At 61.2% G+C, this 16,832-nt stretch carries 16 protein-coding genes; 3 read left to right on the top strand and 13 right to left on the bottom strand.

Going from position 1 to position 16,832, the window contains the following annotated elements; genetic code table 11:
• Position 1 precedes the first annotated feature (1 nt).
• Together JOE29_RS22550 and JOE29_RS22545 are read right to left on the bottom strand one after the other, a co-directional pair.
• Positions 2 to 862 (bottom strand): MurR/RpiR family transcriptional regulator, encoded by an 861-nt coding sequence (locus JOE29_RS22550; RefSeq protein WP_210079880.1) that lies wholly within the window; start codon positions 860 to 862, stop codon positions 2 to 4.
• Positions 863 to 2,212, bottom strand: a complete 1,350-nt coding sequence (locus tag JOE29_RS22545; RefSeq protein ID WP_032663013.1) for a GntP family permease — start codon at positions 2,210 to 2,212, stop codon at positions 863 to 865. It lies immediately after the preceding gene.
• 420 nt (positions 2,213 to 2,632) lie between these two features.
• Between JOE29_RS22545 and JOE29_RS22540 the strand changes: the two genes are divergently transcribed.
• The gene (locus JOE29_RS22540; RefSeq protein ID WP_210079879.1) at positions 2,633 to 3,769 is read left to right on the top strand and encodes a hypothetical protein; all 1,137 of its coding nucleotides are present in this window, start codon (positions 2,633 to 2,635) and stop codon (positions 3,767 to 3,769) included.
• A gap of 143 nt (positions 3,770 to 3,912) precedes the next feature.
• On the opposite strand, the gene JOE29_RS22535 is transcribed toward JOE29_RS22540, so the two are convergent.
• The gene (locus JOE29_RS22535; RefSeq protein WP_074997502.1) at positions 3,913 to 5,181 is read right to left on the bottom strand and encodes an MFS transporter; all 1,269 of its coding nucleotides are present in this window, start codon (positions 5,179 to 5,181) and stop codon (positions 3,913 to 3,915) included.
• 115 nt (positions 5,182 to 5,296) lie between these two features.
• Here JOE29_RS22535 and JOE29_RS22530 point away from each other — a divergent pair, with 115 nt between their 5' ends.
• The gene (locus JOE29_RS22530; RefSeq protein WP_057407098.1) at positions 5,297 to 6,187 is read left to right on the top strand and encodes a LysR family transcriptional regulator; all 891 of its coding nucleotides are present in this window, start codon (positions 5,297 to 5,299) and stop codon (positions 6,185 to 6,187) included.
• Positions 6,188 to 6,309: 122 nt separating this feature from the next.
• Positions 6,310 to 7,152 (top strand): serine protease, encoded by an 843-nt coding sequence (locus tag JOE29_RS22525; RefSeq protein WP_210079878.1) that lies wholly within the window; start codon positions 6,310 to 6,312, stop codon positions 7,150 to 7,152.
• A 153-nt stretch (positions 7,153 to 7,305) separates the two neighbouring features.
• Here the strand turns inward: JOE29_RS22525 and JOE29_RS22520 are convergent, their stop codons facing one another.
• From JOE29_RS22520 to JOE29_RS22475, 10 genes are read right to left on the bottom strand one after another with little or no spacing between them, the layout of a single operon-like run.
• Entirely contained in the window at positions 7,306 to 8,532 is a 1,227-nt protein-coding gene (locus JOE29_RS22520; protein ID WP_210079877.1) for a beta-ketoacyl-ACP synthase, read from the bottom strand.
• Positions 8,532 to 9,260, bottom strand: coding sequence for a 3-oxoacyl-ACP reductase FabG (gene fabG, locus JOE29_RS22515; RefSeq protein WP_044312609.1), 729 nt, complete (start codon positions 9,258 to 9,260; stop codon positions 8,532 to 8,534). The genes JOE29_RS22520 and fabG overlap by 1 nt, the downstream gene beginning before the upstream one ends.
• Positions 9,257 to 9,712 (bottom strand): hotdog family protein, encoded by a 456-nt coding sequence (locus JOE29_RS22510; protein ID WP_003392291.1) that lies wholly within the window; start codon positions 9,710 to 9,712, stop codon positions 9,257 to 9,259. Before JOE29_RS22510 ends, fabG begins: the two co-directional genes overlap by 4 nt.
• Positions 9,709 to 10,905: a beta-ketoacyl-[acyl-carrier-protein] synthase family protein gene (locus tag JOE29_RS22505; RefSeq protein ID WP_057407096.1), complete on the bottom strand. Its 1,197-nt coding sequence runs from the start codon at positions 10,903 to 10,905 to the stop codon at positions 9,709 to 9,711. Before JOE29_RS22505 ends, JOE29_RS22510 begins: the two co-directional genes overlap by 4 nt.
• Positions 10,902 to 11,384: a hypothetical protein gene (locus tag JOE29_RS22500; protein ID WP_057407095.1), complete on the bottom strand. Its 483-nt coding sequence runs from the start codon at positions 11,382 to 11,384 to the stop codon at positions 10,902 to 10,904. The genes JOE29_RS22505 and JOE29_RS22500 overlap by 4 nt, the downstream gene beginning before the upstream one ends.
• Positions 11,381 to 12,115 carry a class I SAM-dependent methyltransferase gene (locus tag JOE29_RS22495; protein WP_058445378.1) on the bottom strand — a complete coding sequence of 245 codons (735 nt, stop codon included), beginning with the start codon at positions 12,113 to 12,115 and terminating at the stop codon, positions 11,381 to 11,383. The genes JOE29_RS22500 and JOE29_RS22495 overlap by 4 nt, the downstream gene beginning before the upstream one ends.
• Entirely contained in the window at positions 12,112 to 13,359 is a 1,248-nt protein-coding gene (locus JOE29_RS22490; RefSeq protein ID WP_003392286.1) for an NAD(P)/FAD-dependent oxidoreductase, read from the bottom strand. Before JOE29_RS22490 ends, JOE29_RS22495 begins: the two co-directional genes overlap by 4 nt.
• Positions 13,360 to 13,413: 54 nt before the next feature.
• Positions 13,414 to 15,777 carry a hypothetical protein gene (locus JOE29_RS22485; RefSeq protein ID WP_210079876.1) on the bottom strand — a complete coding sequence of 788 codons (2,364 nt, stop codon included), beginning with the start codon at positions 15,775 to 15,777 and terminating at the stop codon, positions 13,414 to 13,416.
• Positions 15,761 to 16,375, bottom strand: coding sequence for an outer membrane lipoprotein carrier protein LolA (locus JOE29_RS22480; protein ID WP_003346305.1), 615 nt, complete (start codon positions 16,373 to 16,375; stop codon positions 15,761 to 15,763). Before JOE29_RS22480 ends, JOE29_RS22485 begins: the two co-directional genes overlap by 17 nt.
• The gene (locus tag JOE29_RS22475) at positions 16,372 to 16,821 is read right to left on the bottom strand and encodes an acyl-CoA thioesterase (protein WP_003316680.1); all 450 of its coding nucleotides are present in this window, start codon (positions 16,819 to 16,821) and stop codon (positions 16,372 to 16,374) included. The genes JOE29_RS22480 and JOE29_RS22475 overlap by 4 nt, the downstream gene beginning before the upstream one ends.
• Between the last annotated feature and the right edge of the window lie 11 nt (positions 16,822 to 16,832).

The raw sequence follows: 16,832 nt of genomic DNA, 5'->3' as shown, positions 1-16,832 counted from the left end.
TTCAGTCTCCCAGCGGCAGGCCATCTTCGCCGCCACGGTATTCATCCAGCGCAAGCTTGATCCGGCGCAGTCGCTCCTGATTGTCTTCAGGGCTCGCCAACGCCAGTTCGGTGGCCAGCACATCGATGGTTAGCAGCATGCCGTAACGCGCTGCGGTGGGTTTATAGATGAAATTGGTTTCAGCAATTTGTAACGGCAGCACGACCTCGGCCAGTTGTGCCAGTGGCGAATCAGGCAGCGTAATGGCCAGCACGCGGGCACCGTAGCTGCGCGCCAGAGTTACGGCGTCGAGCAGTTCCGGTGTGCGTCCGCTGAGCGAGCAGACAATCAGGCTGTGTTGCGGGCCAAGCGTGGCGGCGACCATGCGCATCATCACCGGGTCGCGGCAGGCGGCCACCGGGTAACCCAGGCGCACCAGCCGGGTTTGCAGTTCCTCGCTGCACAGGCTGGAGCAGCCGCCCATGCCGAATGTGTGAATCATGCGCGCATCGGTGACACAGGCGATGGCGGCGGTAAAGCGCGTTGCATCGAAGCCGGCCAGGTGCTGGCGCAGGGTGGCTTCGATGTCGTCGACGATCCGGGTGAAAAACGCCGACTGCTCCGGCGCCGGTTCTGGATGTAGAAAGCGGCTGCCGACGCCGCTGGCCTGGGCCAGTTGCAGGCGCAAGTCGCGCAGATCCCGGCAACCGATACTGCGCGCGAAGCGTGACAGCGTCGCACTGCTGACTTCGGCGCGGCTGGCCAGCTCATCCAGACTGGCACTGGCCGCGAAGGCGATATCGCTGAGCAACAGCCTGGCAATTCGTCCTTCTCCCGCGCTGAGGGAATCCTGACGGGCACGTATCTGGTACAGAATGTCCACTCAAATCACCTGCGCCAGGCCCAGCGTCAGGGCGAAAGCGACGACCGAAATCAGCGTCTCCAATACCGTCCAGGTCTTGAATGTTTGCGCGACGGTCATGTTGAAATACTCCTTGATAAGCCAGAAACCACCGTCGTTGACGTGGGAAAAGATCACCGAGCCTGCGCCCGTTGCCAGCACCAGCAATTCGGGATGCGGGTAACCCAGCCCCAGTGCGACAGGTGCGACGATGCCCGATGCCGTGGTCATCGCCACCGTTGCCGACCCCGTCGCAACCCGCATCAGTGCCGCGAACAACCAGCCCATCAGCAGGGGCGACAGATGAAAGTCCTGCGCCAGACCCACGATCTCATTGGTCACGCCGCTGTCGATCAGAATGCGGTTCAAGCCGCCACCGGCACCTACCAGCAACGTAATGCTCGCGGTCGGTGCCAGGCACTCGTTGGTGAATTTCAGGATCGAGTCGCGGTTGAAGCCCTGCGCGATGCCCAGTGTCCAGAAACTCAGCAGGGTGGCCAGCAGCAGGGCAATCACCGAGTTGCCGATGAACAGCAGAAAGCTGTTGAACGCGCTGCCCGGTGTACTGATCAGGTTGGCCCAGCCCCCCAGCAGCATCAGCACCACCGGCAGCAGAATCGTGGCCATGGTCAGGCCGAAGCTGGGTAGCTTCTGGCGTGGCTCGCGGTCGAGAAACTGCTTGGCCAGCGGGTTTTCAGCTGGCAAGTGGATGCGCGGCACAATGAATTTGGCATACACCGGACCGGCGATGATTGCCGTAGGGATGCCGATCAGGATGGCGTAGAACAGCGTTTGCCCCACCGACGCCTGATACGCCTGCACGGCGAGCATCGCAGCAGGGTGCGGCGGTACCAGCGCATGCACCACCGACAGACCGGCAACCATCGGCAGGCCGACCATCAGAATCGACACCCCGACACGCCGGGCCACAGTGAAGGCAATCGGTACCAGCAGAACGAAGCCTACTTCGAAGAACAGTGGCAAGCCCACCAGAAACGCAATGCAGACCATGGCCCAGTGCGCGTTGCGTTCGCCAAAGCGGTCGACCAGGGTGCGCGCCACCTGCTCGGCACCGCCAGACTCGGCCATCATCTTGCCAAGCATGGTGCCCAGTGCCACGACCAGCGCGATATGCCCCAGCGTTTTGCCAACCCCCGCTTCATAAGAGGCGACCACGCCACTGGCCGGCATTCCGGCGACCAGGGCCAGACCGACCGAAACAAGCGTAATGACGATAAACGGATTGAGGCGATAACGCGCGATCAGCACGATCAAGGCGATGATGGCGACAGCGGCGTAGACCAATAGCGAAAGACCGGGTGACGGCGACATAGCGACGGTTCCTTGCAAAGTGGGTAGGCGAGGGCGCAACACCAACAGCTGAAGCTGTCAGCCTGAAGGCGACTCGGGAGTACTCGGCAGGGACGACGCAATAAGGTGGAGCAGAAGCGTTTCAGGGCGATCACAGGTATTCATTATTTTTATCTCTGTTTTCGTGATGAAAATAAATTACACGAAAATGAAATATAAACAAATATATGAAAATAACTTTCTTTTCCTGTCTTCTTTTGAGTATGCGCAGGTAGGCGCACATCCTGAGTCGCCTCTGCATCGGCGCTGACAGGCCGGTGTTATGAGACAGGCCTGACGCAGCGCTTTGGGAAAGAAATTGTTCGAAAGCTTCACAAGCCGCAGAAGACGATCTGGGTTAGCTTGAAGAGAGTTGATGAGTGCCTGGGCGAGTTTTCTATCATGCAATCGATGCTGCGTTTGATGACCCTCGTGTGTGCGTTGCTGGTTTATTCAGGCCAGGCCTGTGCCGATGAAGCAGTACGTGAACAGCAACTCCTTTTGCCTATTCACATCGACGCCCACCGTGAAAAAGTCGAAGCATTGATTGTCCGTCCTGCGCGCGCCGGAAAGTTCCCTGTTGCATTGATCATTAATGGCTCAGCCGCACAGCCTTCGTCTGTACATGCCGACTGGCTCGCTCACATCGCTCATGACTTTGCGCACCGGGGCTGGCTTGCCGCATCGATTGTGTGGCCCGGTTATGGCCGCTCGACCGGACGCTTCATGGATGAAGCCGGCAACTGCACCAACCCCGATGTGGCTCGATTTCTGGATACACATGGAGAAGAGCTTGGAGCCGCATTGGCAGCTCTGCGCAAGCGTCCGGATGTCGATCCATCCTTGGCACTGGGTGTAGGGATTTCGATCGGCGGAGCTTCCATGCTGGACCTGGCCGCTCGACCTGATCATCCATTGGCAGCGGTGATCAACATCTCCGGCGGTGTTTATCACTACTCCACGATGGGTTCTCCTGAAGCTGACTGCTCACTGTATCAGGCGGATCTGGTACGAAACTTCACCACCTTCGGCACAAATAACCCGACGCCGACGCTCTGGATGTATGCTGAAAATGATCCGTATTTCAGCCCCGACCTGGTTACACGGATGGTTGCTGGCTATCGCTCGCAGGGTGGTCACGCAGATTATGTGGCGCTGCCACCGTTTGGTCAGGATGGTCATACACTTTATAAAAATGGGGCCAATAAACTGTTGAAACCCCACATCGAGGACTTCTTAAGCGCCAATCGTCTTCCTGGCATGGATGATGAAGCATTAATGCCGATGCTTTCCAAACTGTCCCCCGCCGACCGTGCAGAAGCTAATGCGTATCTGCTGAGTGTTACCGAGAAGGCCATGGCAAAGTCCGCAGAAGCAGATGGGCTCTTCTGGTTTTACGGCGCGCGTTCAATCAAGACAGCCCGACAAAGAGCGCTCGGCAATTGCCGCGTTGCAACGGGTAAAGCCTGTCGAATCGTTGCTCAAAACATGCAATTGGTTAATGGCTGGCAAGCTACAGTAGCGCCCACCAAGAAATAACGAATGCATTAAGACACGCTGTGAAAGAATCTCCGCAGACGCCGATTTTTACGATCAACAGCCCATGCAGGGCTTGCCCGCCAGCATAGGCGGATGCGTCAGTGCGCTCTGGTTCAACCCACCTGCCATCGCCCGATGTGCGTCTAAACCTTCGCCCCCAGCGGCTGCAACCTTGCCAACCTCAACGCCACACCAAGGGCGATCAGCAGCAACACGCCGATAAACAGCCCGATACCGTTCCAGCCCGCGTAGTGCCAGAACACGCCGCCGCCGGTTCCGGCCACGCTCGAGCCTGCGTAGTAACAGAATAGGTACAGGGACGCGGCCTGGCCTCTGGCGGTGGTGGCTCTGCGTCCGACCCAGCTGCTGGCCACTGAATGTGCGCCAAAGAAGCCGAAGGTGAAGATCAGTACGCCGACGATCACCAGCAGCAGTGGGGTGAACAGGGTCAGCAGCAGGCCGGCCAGCATCATCACGATCACCGCCCACAGCACCTGCCGGCGGCCAAGGCGGTCAGCCAGTGAGCCGATCTTTGCCGAGCTGTAGATGCCCGACAGGTACACCACGGAGAACACGCCGACCACGGCTTGGCTCAAGTTGTAGGGTGCGCTCAGAAAGCGGTAGGCGATGTAGTTGAACAGCGTGACGAATGCGCCCATCAGCAGGAAGCCGGTCAGAAACAGTAGCGGCAAGCCTGCATCGCGAAACTGCACGACAAACCCGTCGAGCAGACTGCGAGGGTGCAGCGAGCGCGGGCGGAAGTTGCGCGACGCCGGCAGGATCCTCCAGAACACCGCTGCGGCGATCAGCGCCAGCCCGCCGACCACCAGCATCGCCGCGTGCCAGCTGACGTAGTCGATCATCACCCCGACGATCAGCCTTCCGCTCATGCCACCGACGGCGCTGCCGCCGATATACAGCCCCATCGCCAGGCCCAGATGGGTGGGGTGGATCTCCTCGCTCAGGTAGGTCATCGCCACTGCCGCCAGGCCGCTCAGTGACAGGCCCACCAGGGCGCGGGTTATAAGTACGCCCTCCCAGCTGGGCATCAAGGCACTGGCGATGGTGAACAGCGAGGCACAGAACAGCGCCATGACCATCACCGGCTTGCGCCCTAGCCGATCAGATATCGGCCCGGTGATCAGCAGACCGATGGCGAGCATTGCCGTGGCCACGGACAGGATCAGGCTGCTTTGTGCCGCTGTCAGGGAGAACTCGCTGGACAGCGTCGGCATCATCGGCTGAACGCAGTACAGCAGGGTAAAGGTCGAAAACCCGCCAGCGAACAGCGCCAATGCCGTGCGTTTGAAAAGCGGCGTGTTCTTTTCGATGTAGGTATCGCCCGGCAGTGTCGACGACTGTACGGGCGAGGTGTTCAAGTCGGGGGTCGACGGGGCAACGGCAGGGTTCACAAAGACCTCAGGGCACGGTTGAGCAGGCAATGAAAAAATCATATAGCTCGCTAATCATTCCATCCAATATATTGTTCGACCTGTTTGATAGGTAAAACGACTTAATGAGGGCCGCATGGAATTGCGTCATCTGCGTTACTTCATCGCGGTTGCCGAAGAGCTGCATTTTGGCCGCGCAGCGCAGGCGCTGGGGATTTCTCAGCCGCCGCTCAGCCAGCAGATTCAGACGCTGGAGCAGGAACTGGGCACGCGTCTTTTCGAGCGCACCAACCGGCGCGTCGAGTTGAGCGAATCCGGGCGGCTGTTTCTCGACGAGGCACGGCTGGTGCTGGCGCAGGTCGACAAAGCCACCGACGTGGCCCGGCGCGCGCAACTGGGTGAAATCGGCGAGCTGAAGATCGGCTTCACTTCGTCTGCGCCGTTTACGTCGAGTATCCCGCAGGCGATTTTCGCCTTCCGCCAAGCCTACCCGGACGTGCACCTGACCCTGACCGAGATCACCAGTCAGGAAGTGGCGGCAGGTCTTGAGGACAAGACCATTCAGGTCGGCATCATGCGCCCGCTGGCATTGCCCGACTCGCTGGTGGTGTTCGAATTGCTGAGTGAGCCGCTGGTGGCGATCATGCGTGCCGACCATCCGCTGGCGGCAGTAAGCGAGGAGGGGATCTACATGGCGGCGCTGGCCGCCGAGCCGTTCGTGTTCTTCCCGCGCACTTATGGCAGCGGCATCTACGCGCAAGTCCTGAGCCTGGCGCGCGCCGCAGGGTTCAGCCCGCTGATCACCCAGGAAGCGGGCGAAGTGATGACCATCATCGGCCTGGTCGCAGCAGGATTGGGCGTCACCGTACTGCCTGCGTCCTACCGGCGAATGCGCATCGACGGCGTGGTCTACCGCAACGTCCTCGACCCAGGCGCAACCAGCGCGGTGTGGCTGGTGCAACGCAAGGACGAACAATCGCCCATGGCCAAGGCGTTCACCGAGCTGTTAACGCGTAACGTCGGGTGAATGCCTGGCGTATATCCGGTACTCACTATCATTATTGACAGTAGGCAGATCAGTGTTTTTTGCGTTGAATCTCATGTGCACCTGATGCTCCAGGACGGAATGACAGGAACAGGGAGAGAAGCATGCGCAAACAAATATGGCTGATGGCTTTATTGAGCCTGTCGCTGACAGTGGCGGCAGACGAGAAAATTATCGGTGGTACGCCCGCACCCGCAGGTGCTTATCCATTCTTCACTTCATTGACCAAGGAGGATGGCCAGCACCTCTGCGGGGGCGCATTGATCGCTGCGCAATGGGTGCTTACGGCGGCACACTGCATACGTGGTCAGTCGCCTGCGTTTGTCCAGATTGCTATAGAGAAGTACGGGCCTCCCGTCGTCAGCCGGGACAAGATCAGGATCGCTGAAGCGTTTATTCCTGCGGATTTCAAAGGCTGGCAGGTTTACTCTAAAACAGGCGACGAAAAGGGATCGGGGCTTTACGACATTGCGCTATTGAAACTTGAGCGTCCAACCGAAAGTAAAGACATCCTCAAGCTGGACGGCATTGATCAGGTGGTTACGCACGAAGTCGGGATGCCCGTCACGCTGGCAGGCTTCGGAATGAGAGAAACCGGCACCATGCCGAACGAGCTTTATCATGTTGACGGCTCGATTCTGGAAGATCGCAAATGCATAGACGTGCCGCCGGGCTATCCACCTACCTACTTTGATCCTCTCTTGAATGTGTGTTCGAGCAAGATTTCTGGCGGCGGCGATTCAGGCGGGCCGTTGCTCTTCAAAACGCAGAGCGGCTACTTCGGCGTTGCGCTGGTAAGTCGTGGTTTGCTCGACGCTAGTCAGATGACTCGAATTTCGTTCTACAAGGACTGGATCACGAACATCATTGCAAATGACAAGTGCGGCCAGCAGGAGAAGCCTGAAGGTACTGTTTCTGTGCGTTCTGTCGGCTTTTCTGGCTGTTGACCACTGAGCGCCAGGACTCAGCCGTCACTGACGTCGCACTCTGCGTCGTCGGTGCCACTGTGAGAAAAAAGCGCTTTTGTGTGCAGTGATTACAGGTAAAGCATGACTTTGCGCTGCTGCGTAGGGAACGATAGGTGCTCGGGAAGGCGCCGCTCAACCCCAACGCCTGAAGATCAGCGAGGTGTTCACGCCGCCAAATGCGAAGTTGTTGTTCATCACGTATTCGTTGCTCATGTGCCTTGGTTCGCCGACGATGTAGTCCAGTTCACCGCACTGTGGGTCGATGTCGACCAGGTTCAGCGTATGCATATAGCGATCGCTGTTGAGCATTTCGATGCTGAACCATGACTCCAGCGCGCCGCACGCTCCCAGCGTGTGACCGAGAAAGCTTTTCTGCGAGCTGAGCGGCATGCGCGGGCCGAACAGGCTGCTGGTGGCCAGGGTCTCGGCGATGTCGCCCTGTTCGGTGGCGGTGCCGTGACCGTTGACGTAACCGATGGCGTCAGGCGAAAGGTCGGCGTCTTCGAGGGCCAGCTCCATCGCGCGGCGCATGGTGGCCTGCTCGGGGCGAGTGCTGTGGGCGCCGTCGGCGTTGCTGCCGAAGCCGACGATCTCGGCGTAGATGTGCGCGCCACGTGCCTGGGCATGCTCAAGCTCTTCAAGCACCAGCATGCCGCCGCCTTCACCGATCACCAGGCCGTCGCGTCCGCTGTCGTAGGGGCGTGGTGTGGTGTGTGGCGCGTCATTCTTCAGGCTGGTGGCGTACAGCGCGTCGAAGACCATGGCCTCTGTCGGGCACAGCTCTTCGGCCCCGCCCGCCAGCATTAGCGGCAGACGGCCGAACTTGATCGCCTCATAGGCATAGCCGATGCCCTGACTGCCACTGGTACAGGCGCTGGAGGTCGGAATCAGGCGTCCGGTCAGGCCGAAGAAAATGCTGATGTTGGCGGCCGTGGTGTGCGGCATCATCCGCACGTAGGAGTTGGCGTTCAGGCCCACAGCCACCGAATTGATCAGCATGTTGCCGAAGGCCTTGATCTCGTCGGTGCTGCCGGTGGACGAGCCGCAGGCCGTGCCCATGCGGCCATCGCGAATGATCGGGTCATTCAGCAGCCCGGCGTCGATCAGGGCCTGCTCCGCAGCCGCCACGGCCAGACGTGACACGCGGCCCATGCTGCGCAGTTGTTTGCGCGTCCAGTGCCCCGGCACGGCGAAATCGTCGATGGGGCCAGCCAGGCGGGTATTGAGCTCGGCAAAACGGTTCCACTCGTCCATCCGGCGAATGCCGCTGCGATTGGCCGAGAAGCTGGCATCGATAGTCGGCCAGTCGCTGCCCACCGAGGTGATGCCGGACATGCCGGTCACTACCACACGCTTCATCAGCACAGTCCCCCATTGACGGCCAGAACCTGACGAGTGATGTAGCTCGCTTCGGCCGACATCAGAAAGTTCACCGCACCCGCCACTTCCTCGGGCGTGCCCATGCGTTGGGCCGGGATCATTTTCATCAGTTCGTCCACGGGCACGTTCTCGTCCAGCATGGCCGTATCGATCAGCCCCGGCGCGACGCAGTTGACGGTGATCTTGCGCTTACCCAGTTCGATGGCCAGCGCCTTGGCGGCACCGATCAGCCCTGCCTTGGAAGCGCTGTAATTGACCTGGCCGCGATTGCCGATCAGCCCGGAAACCGAGGTGATGCAGACGATGCGCCCTGCTGCACGACGGCGAATCATCGGCATCGTCAACGGATGCAGCACGTTATAGAAGCCGTCCAGGTTGGTGCGCAGCACCTGATCCCAGTCATCGTCGCTGAGCGCCGGAAACGCGCCGTCGCGGGTCAGTCCGGCGTTGAGTACCACGCCGTAATAGGCGCCGTGCGTCTCCACGTCCTCTTCCAGAATGGCCTTGCAGGCGGCCCGGTCCGAGACATCGAATTGCAGCACGCGTGCCTGGCGGCCCAGCGCAGCGACTTCGGCCTGCACCGCTTCGGCTTCGCTGCGGCCGGTGCGGCAATGCAGGATCAGGTCGTATCCGGCCTGCGCCAGACGCAGGGCGATGGCGCGGCCGATGCCACGGCTGGAGCCGGTGACCAGTATCGATTCAGTCATGCCGGGGCTCCTTCAGCCAGGTAGTCAGCAGTGTTGGGCGGGCAATATACATTGAGTCGGGCAAAAGCCTCGATACCCGGTCCGGTGAGGGTGCATTCGAACATGCCCATGCCGTTGTCGTCCTGCAGGGAGCGCACGGCATGGATGTGCAGTTCACTGCCCAGCGGGAAGCGCGTCACGTTGCAGTCGAACTTGCGACTGCCAAGCAGAAAACCCAGCTTGACCGCTTCGCCCTTGTTGCGCGCCTTGCAACCAGCATAGGCCGCGACGCTCTGCGCCATCAGCTCTATGCCCAGCCATGCCGGCAGGCTGCCGTCGGCTTGATTGAACAGGCCGTCGGCGCGTACGGTCAGGCGGGTTCGAATCTGTTCTTCGTCAACGCTCAGCACCTGATCGATGAGAATCATGTCGCCGGCATGGGGGATGAGTTCGGCGAGCGGCCACTCGGTCATGGGGCATCTCCGATAATCAGGCTGATGTTGTTGCCACCGAAGGCAAACGAATTGCTCATCATGTAACGAGCGTTTTCAGGTGTGAGGCGCGAGCCTGCGTGTGTCCATTGCAGCGCAGGCAAGAGTGGATCGGCCTCGCCGTCCCACAGGTGCGGGGGCAGGGCCTGTTCGGTGTTCTGCGGTGCCAGGCTCAGCCAGCAAAACGCCGCTTCCAGCGCGCCCGCCGCGCCCAGGGTGTGGCCGCTGAGCGGTTTGGTCGACGAGCAGGGCACGCCGCCGGGAAATACGCCCTGCACGGCCAGGCTCTCCATCGCATCGTTGTGCTGCGTGGCGGTGCCGTGCAGGTTCAGATAACCGATCTGCTCCGCCTCGAGCCGGGCGTTACGCAACGCTTGCAGCATGGCATCACGCGCACCACGTCCGGTGGGTTCGGGGGCCGAGATGTGGTGAGCGTCGCAGCTGGCACCCGCGCCCAGCAGGGCAATCGAGTGCCTGCTGTCGGCTTCACGAGTCATCAGGAACAGCGCCGCCGCCTCGCCGATATTGATCCCGTTGCGGTTGTTGGAGAACGGGTTGCAGAGTTGCGGCGACATGGCCTCGAGTGCCGAGAACCCCTGCAGAGTCAGCTTGCACAGGCTGTCGACGCCGCCGCACAGCACGGCATCGCACAGGCCCATGTCCAGCGCCCGACGTGCACTGAGCAACGCCCGCGAACTGGACGTGCAGGCTGTCGAGATGACGTAGGCCGGGCCGCTCAATTGCAGCCAGGCGGCGAGAAAATTCGCCGGTGCGCCCAGTTCCTGTTGCCGATAATCGTAATCGTCGGGGAAGGTCCGCTCACGCAGCCAGACGGCCATGCTCTCGCTCGCTTCATCGATGCCCGAAGTACTGGTGCCGATGATCACGCCGATCCGCCCGGCACCGAAGCGGGTGATGGCCTGGCTGATGTCCTCCTCGATCTGCAAGGCGGCGGCCAGCAGCAACTGGTTATTGCGGCTGCGATGCAAATGCACGGCAGGCGGAATGGGCGGCAGCACGGATTTGACTGCACCGACCGGCAACGCGCGTTCCGGCACCCAGCCGCTTTCGAACACCATGCCCGAGCTGTCGCCTGCGAACAGCCTGCGCGACACCTCTTCACGGCTGTCGCCCAGCGAGCAGATCAGGCCCAGCGCGTTGAGGTAGGCGGTCATGGCAGGCTCTCGTTGTTCAGCGGTGTGACTTTGTAGCTCAGCCTGTCCTTGAGGCGGATAGTGAACGCGTTGGCCGACTGGTATTCGACCAGCCAGCGGTCATCCAGGCGACGCTGCATGCCCTGGCGGTAAGCCGTCGGGTAGCGGCCATGCATTTCCAGGTCCGGGGTCATGGCGAACATCAGCGCAGCGAACAGCTCGCGGGCTTCCGGATTGGGCGGCAGCAAACCATCGGCCTGCCATTTTCCGTCGATCAGCAACTGGCGCGCCTGGGGAATGCCCAGCGGGTCCATCATTGACCAGCGCAATCCGCCGTTTTCGCGCTGGATGATCAGCAGCCAGTCCTGATGCTGATCGGCCTGGCGACGCTCGATGTGCAGTTGCATCGGCAATTGCATGGTCGGTGCATTGGTCGGCAGCGGGGCTTGTGCCGCACAGCCGCCGAGCAGCAGGAAGGCTAAAAACAGTACGCGAATCATGATGCTCCAACTTCCAGGGGTTTGCGGGCCACGACATTGACCAGCGTTTCCTCACGTTGCCCGAATGGCCTGGGCTTTTGCAGTTTCAAGACTTCGAGCAGGCCGAAGTCCCTGGCGCGGCTCCACCACAGGTAAGGGTACGAAACATTCTGTGCATCGAACTCAAAACCCTGGTCGCGGATCATCTGCAGATACTGCGCCGCGCTTTTCTGAACATGCATCGGGTGGCGGAACAGCCAGCGAATCACCCAGGTGTCGATGTACGCTTCGGTCGACTCGGCGAACAGCAGATAACCGCCCGGTTTGAGTACACGGTAGAACTCGGCCAGCGCCTGTTCCTGATCGACCAGATGATGGAAAGTCTGGTGGCAGAACAGCAGATCGACGCTGGCGTCGGGTACTTGCAGGGCTGCGCAGTCGCTGCCGATCAGCTCGACCTCTACGCCTCTGGCCCGCGCCTCTTCACGACTCATGTCGAGGCTGTGCGGATCGGCGTCGACACCGATGAGCCTGGACGGCTGAAAAACCTTGTTCAGCTGCTGAAACGACCGGCCTTGCCCGCACCCTGCGTCGAGCAACACCGGCGCAACCGGCGGCGGGCTGGTGAACAGGCTGCGCAAGTCGTCTATCGCCACGCGCAGCACGCGGTACTGCCAGATGTTGCTGCGCAGAAACCACAGGCCGAAGCGGGTTTCCTCAACATAACTGTCACTCAGGAACGGTCGATTCATGGGCCACTGTCCGCGCAGATTTCCGAGAGCGTGCGCAGGCGGCGCTTGGGCTCGCTCACAAATGGATTGCGTTCGTCCCAGGCATAGCCGGCCAGAATCGAGCTGATCATACGGCGGATGTCCGGAGCGCTGCCGGGGTAGAAAATCACGTTCTGGAACGTCCCGTCGTACCAGCCCTCGACATAGGCGCGAAAGGTGTCGACGCCACGTTTCAACGGCACCGCGAACTCGCTCTCCCAATCCACGTTTTCGCCCTGCAACTGCCGGCTCAGCACGCCAGCCGCCATGCTCGCCGAGCGCATGGCGATGGTCACGCCCGATGAAAACACCGGGTCGAGGAATTCCGCCGCGTTGCCCAGCAGCGCAAAGCCCTTGCCGTGCAGGGTCTTGACGTTGGCCGAGTAGCCGCCGATGGTTCTCGCTGGCGTATCCCAGATCGCGTTTTTCAGCACGCTGGCCAGTTGCGGTGTTTCATCGATAAAGGCGCGTAAGCAGGCATCCAGATCCTCGGGCTTGTCCTTGAAGCGTTCGGCCGAGGCGACCACGCCTATCGAACAGCGGCCTTCGCTGAACGGAATCGACCAGAACCACACATCGCTGTGCTGCGGATGGATGCTGACCAGAATCTTGCGGCGGTCGAAGGGCGGGCTTTCGATGCGGTCTTCGATATGGGTGAACACCGCCTGGCGCACAGGGAAACCTGACGGCGCTTCCAGATCCAGCAAGCGCGGCAGCACGCGGCCATAGCCGCTGGCGTCGAGTACGAAGCTGGCCTGCACGCTGTATTCGCTGCCGTCCTCACGCCTCACGCGCAAAACCGGCTGCGGGCCATCGAAGTCGGCGCTGACGATCTCTTCCTGGTAGCGGATGTCCACGCCTTGCAGTGCGGCCTGATCGGCGAGCAGTTTGTCGAACTCGCTGCGCTGCACCTGAAAGGTCGTCGGCTTGCCGTTGCTGAACGTATCGCTGAAGTCGAAATCGCTGTATTGCTCGCCACGCGCGAAGGCTGCGCCATTCTTGGGCTGGAAACCGGCGGCCTGCACGGCCTCCAGCATCCCGGCTTCTTCGACGAAGTCCAGGCAATGGCACAGCAGGCTCTCACCGATGGAGAAGCGCGGAAACAGCTGGCGCTCGATGATCAGCACGTCATGACCCTGGCGTTTGAGCAGGGCAGCCGCTATTGAACCGGCCGGGCCGGCACCGATGACGACGACCTGACGAATTTCCCTATCAGTGATGGGCACAGGTATTCCTTTTCGGTTGGGCGGTGGCAGGGAGTGACGACAGCGCTGCAAGATTCATGCGTGTGGCCCTTCAGCATTGGCTGGCGAATGAAGCGCTTTACGCGGGCTGGCCCAAGGCGCCAGCAGGAAGCTGAACGCCAGCCCCAGACTGACCGACAGGCCGAAGTTGCTGATCGCCGGGGTGCTGGAAACGGCCAGCAGGCCGAACGACAGCCAGGTGGTGAGCGCTGCCAGCAGCGTGCCCAGCAGGCTGACCGCTGCGCCGCCTATCTGCTCGCGCATCAGGATGGCGTAATCGACGCTGATCGCCGTGACCAGCAACAGGCCGAACAGGCTGAATAGAGTCAGCGGCTGACCGAGCCAGCCCAGGCTGGCGAGGCTGCACAGCGCCGCCAGCAGGGGCAGGGCGACGATGCGCAACGCACCACCGAAGCCAAACGGAGCGATCAGCAGCAGGACGATCAGGACGCACGATGCCAGCTTCAATTGCGCTGCGCTGATCTGCGTGTGGGCAAACACCTCGTTGAGCTCACCCAGGCGGTCGACCAGTTGCACGCCCTCCAGCCCTATGGCCTGCACGCGCAGCAACGCCATGCTGTTCATGCCGCGCAGGCTGACGATGCTGGCGACACCTTGATCGCCGTTGTCATCGCGGGTCGGTCCCAGCCAGAGCGTGCGCCACGGTTCGCTCAGCGGGCCTTGAAGCGCGTGATCGATATCTTGCGTCGGCAGTGCCTGCAATTGGGCCAGTTCAGCCTTCAAGGCAGTGGCCGGAACGCCAAGTTCTACCAGCGGCGCCCAGTATTGCGGCAATTTGCCCAGTGCATCACGGGTGGCCTGTTGTTCGGCAGGCGAATCGAGCAGCTGATTGAGCGCCATGTAGCCTTGCAGCTTGTCCATGCTGACCAACTGGTCGAGCCGTTGGGTCAATTCGGACTGCCGATCCAGCAACTGCTGTTGGTCCTTGCCGCGCACCAGAAAGAACTGGCTGGTGGGCTGATAACCGGTGATCCGTGCGATGGCCTGGGCTTCATCGGTCAACGCCTGAGGTGCTGCCACCCATTGGCGGATATCGTTCTTGGTGGTCAGGTGCCAGAGTCCGCCGCCACAGAAGGCCAACAGCAGCACCAGCAGGATCGGTGTGCTGATGCGCAGCAGCAAGGCGGCGCGGCAATCGAGCATCAATTGCGCCAGTTTCAGCGGCCACTGGGCAGGGCTGATCTCGACTTTTGCGAGCAGCGCGGGCAGCAGGCACACCGCCGTCAGGTAGGCGCCGATCAAACCGGCCGCCGAGAACACCGCAATTTGCGTGAGTGCCGGGAACGGCGTCCAGGCCAGCGCCAGGTAGCCGATGCAACTGGTGATCAGGCTCAGGCTCAGGCCCGGCAGGGTCAGGCGCAAGGCGGGCCAGCTGCGCCAGGGCTTGAGGCTCCAGCTCTTGGACAGGTAATGCAGCGGGTAATCCACCGCCACCCCGATCAGGCTCGAGCCCAGCACCAGCGTCATGACGTGCATGCTGCCGAATAGCGCGACGCAGGCTACCGCGCCGAAGAGCATGCCGACCACCACCGGCACGAATGCCAGCAGCACGCTCCAGCGGCGGAAGGCGAGCAACAGCAACAACAGGATACCGAGCGTTGCGCCACCGCCGACCCAGGTGATTTCCCGGCTGGCCTGCTTCTGCCCGTCGGCAGCGTAAAGCAGCCCGCTGGCCGCGAGCAATTGACCACCTGCCTGACTGGCCTGCACCCGCGCTTGCGCCAGCAGGTCGGCAACCTGGCCGGGCAGGTGCATATCGAAGGCATCGGTTCGGGTTCGCGAACGCAGCAGTACCCAGCTTTTACCCTCGGCGCTGGCCACCAGCGCACCGCTGGCCAGATCTGCCTCGACCGAGCCCTGTTTCGGCAGGCCGTTCTGGATACGTCCGGTCAGCCCCAGCCAGTCATCCTGGCCAGGCACCAGGCTGAACCCGGCAAACGGGTCGAACAGCGTCTGTACGCGCTGTTCGATAAAAGTTTTCGGGTCATCGATCAGCAGTGTGCGATCCGCTGTCGGCAACATGGCGATGCGCCCTTGCAGCAACTGGGTGCGCAACGCGGGCAGGTCGGCCTGCAGCGACCACTGGACCTTCTCGAACAGGCCGGTCGACTGCCATTGTTCAGCCAGCGTGCGCGCCAGTTCCACGGCTTTCTGCCGATCGCTGTGGCCCACCAGCACCAGCATTTCCCGGTTGAGCGGTTCCTGCATGCGCTTTTCGGCGCTCACCACCAGTTCGTCGTTATCGGTGCCTGGCACCAGCTTCATCAGGTTGGCCGACAGCGGCGAGCGGTCGTGCCACTGCCAGCCAGCGAGCGCCAGTACGCCTGCCAGAATCAGCAGGAACAGTCGCGGCAACAGCCGCTCAGTCTTTGAAGTCATTACGCTGCGCATCGGTCAGGGTCGGAGCGCTGCTGCTGTCGATCATTTTCAGGACCGTGCTGTCGCCCTGGGTTTCCAGCAGCTCGATACGCTGTACCAGTTCGCCACCGTCGATGTTGATCTGCTTGAACACTTGTTGCAGCAGCATCGAGCGTGGCGTCAGGGTGAGGTGCCAGGCATTTGCCTCGCCCTTGAGCTGCAAGTCGAAATCCCGCTGCAGGCCGCTGCTGTCGCCTTGCAAGACCGCCAGGAACAGACGGTTCTGCTCGGCACCGGCGTTCTTGTTCGGCACCGGCTTCCAGGTGCTGACATTGCCATCGGTTTCACGACGGGCAATACCGTCGGCATTGATGCGGTAATCCTGCTTGAGCGGTGTTTCCAGCAGCCAGAGCAGCCCGAAATCCCTGGCGAGCACGAAGCGGCCCTTGCTGAGCAGCGGTTGCGGCAGGGCGCGCAGGTGTTTTTCCTGGACGAAACGACCCTGCACCACCGCAGGTTTGGCCAGTTGGTCGCTCAGTTGTTGCAGGTCGAACGCCTGCGCCAGGGAAGAAAGGCACAGCAGACCCAGCAGGATCAAAGTACGAAGCGGGCGGTTCATGGCGAGGCGCTCTCTATTGTGCTCTCAAGGGCATTTTTCACGGCATCGATGAACACCTGCGGCGAGGCCAGTTGCATTTCCCGGCTCTGGCTGTCGACGGCGACCTGCACAGTGCTGGCGCGGGTCAGGCGCTCACCGGTGTGTGCATCGGTGATCAGGTAATTGATCTTCAGACGGTTCTCCCACTCCACCAGGCTGGCGCGCACGTTCAGTGTCTGACCGAACACGGCGCTGCGCACATAGCGCAACTGCAGATCGATCACCGGCCAACCATAACCGGATTCGAGCATCTGCATGTAGTTATGGCCGATATGATCGAGCAGCGCGCAACGCGCCACTTCTAGGTATTTCACGTAGTGCCCGTGCCAGACGATGTTCATCATGTCGACGTCGAAAAACGGCACGACGATTTCAGTGTCGATGTGCAGAAAACCCTTACTGCGCATGTAACCTCCTG

The sequence above is a fragment of the Pseudomonas sp. PvP009 genome (assembly GCF_017832995.1).
GTDB lineage: Bacteria > Pseudomonadota > Gammaproteobacteria > Pseudomonadales > Pseudomonadaceae > Aquipseudomonas > Aquipseudomonas syringae.
This window is presented reverse-complemented; position numbering and strand designations above follow the sequence as displayed.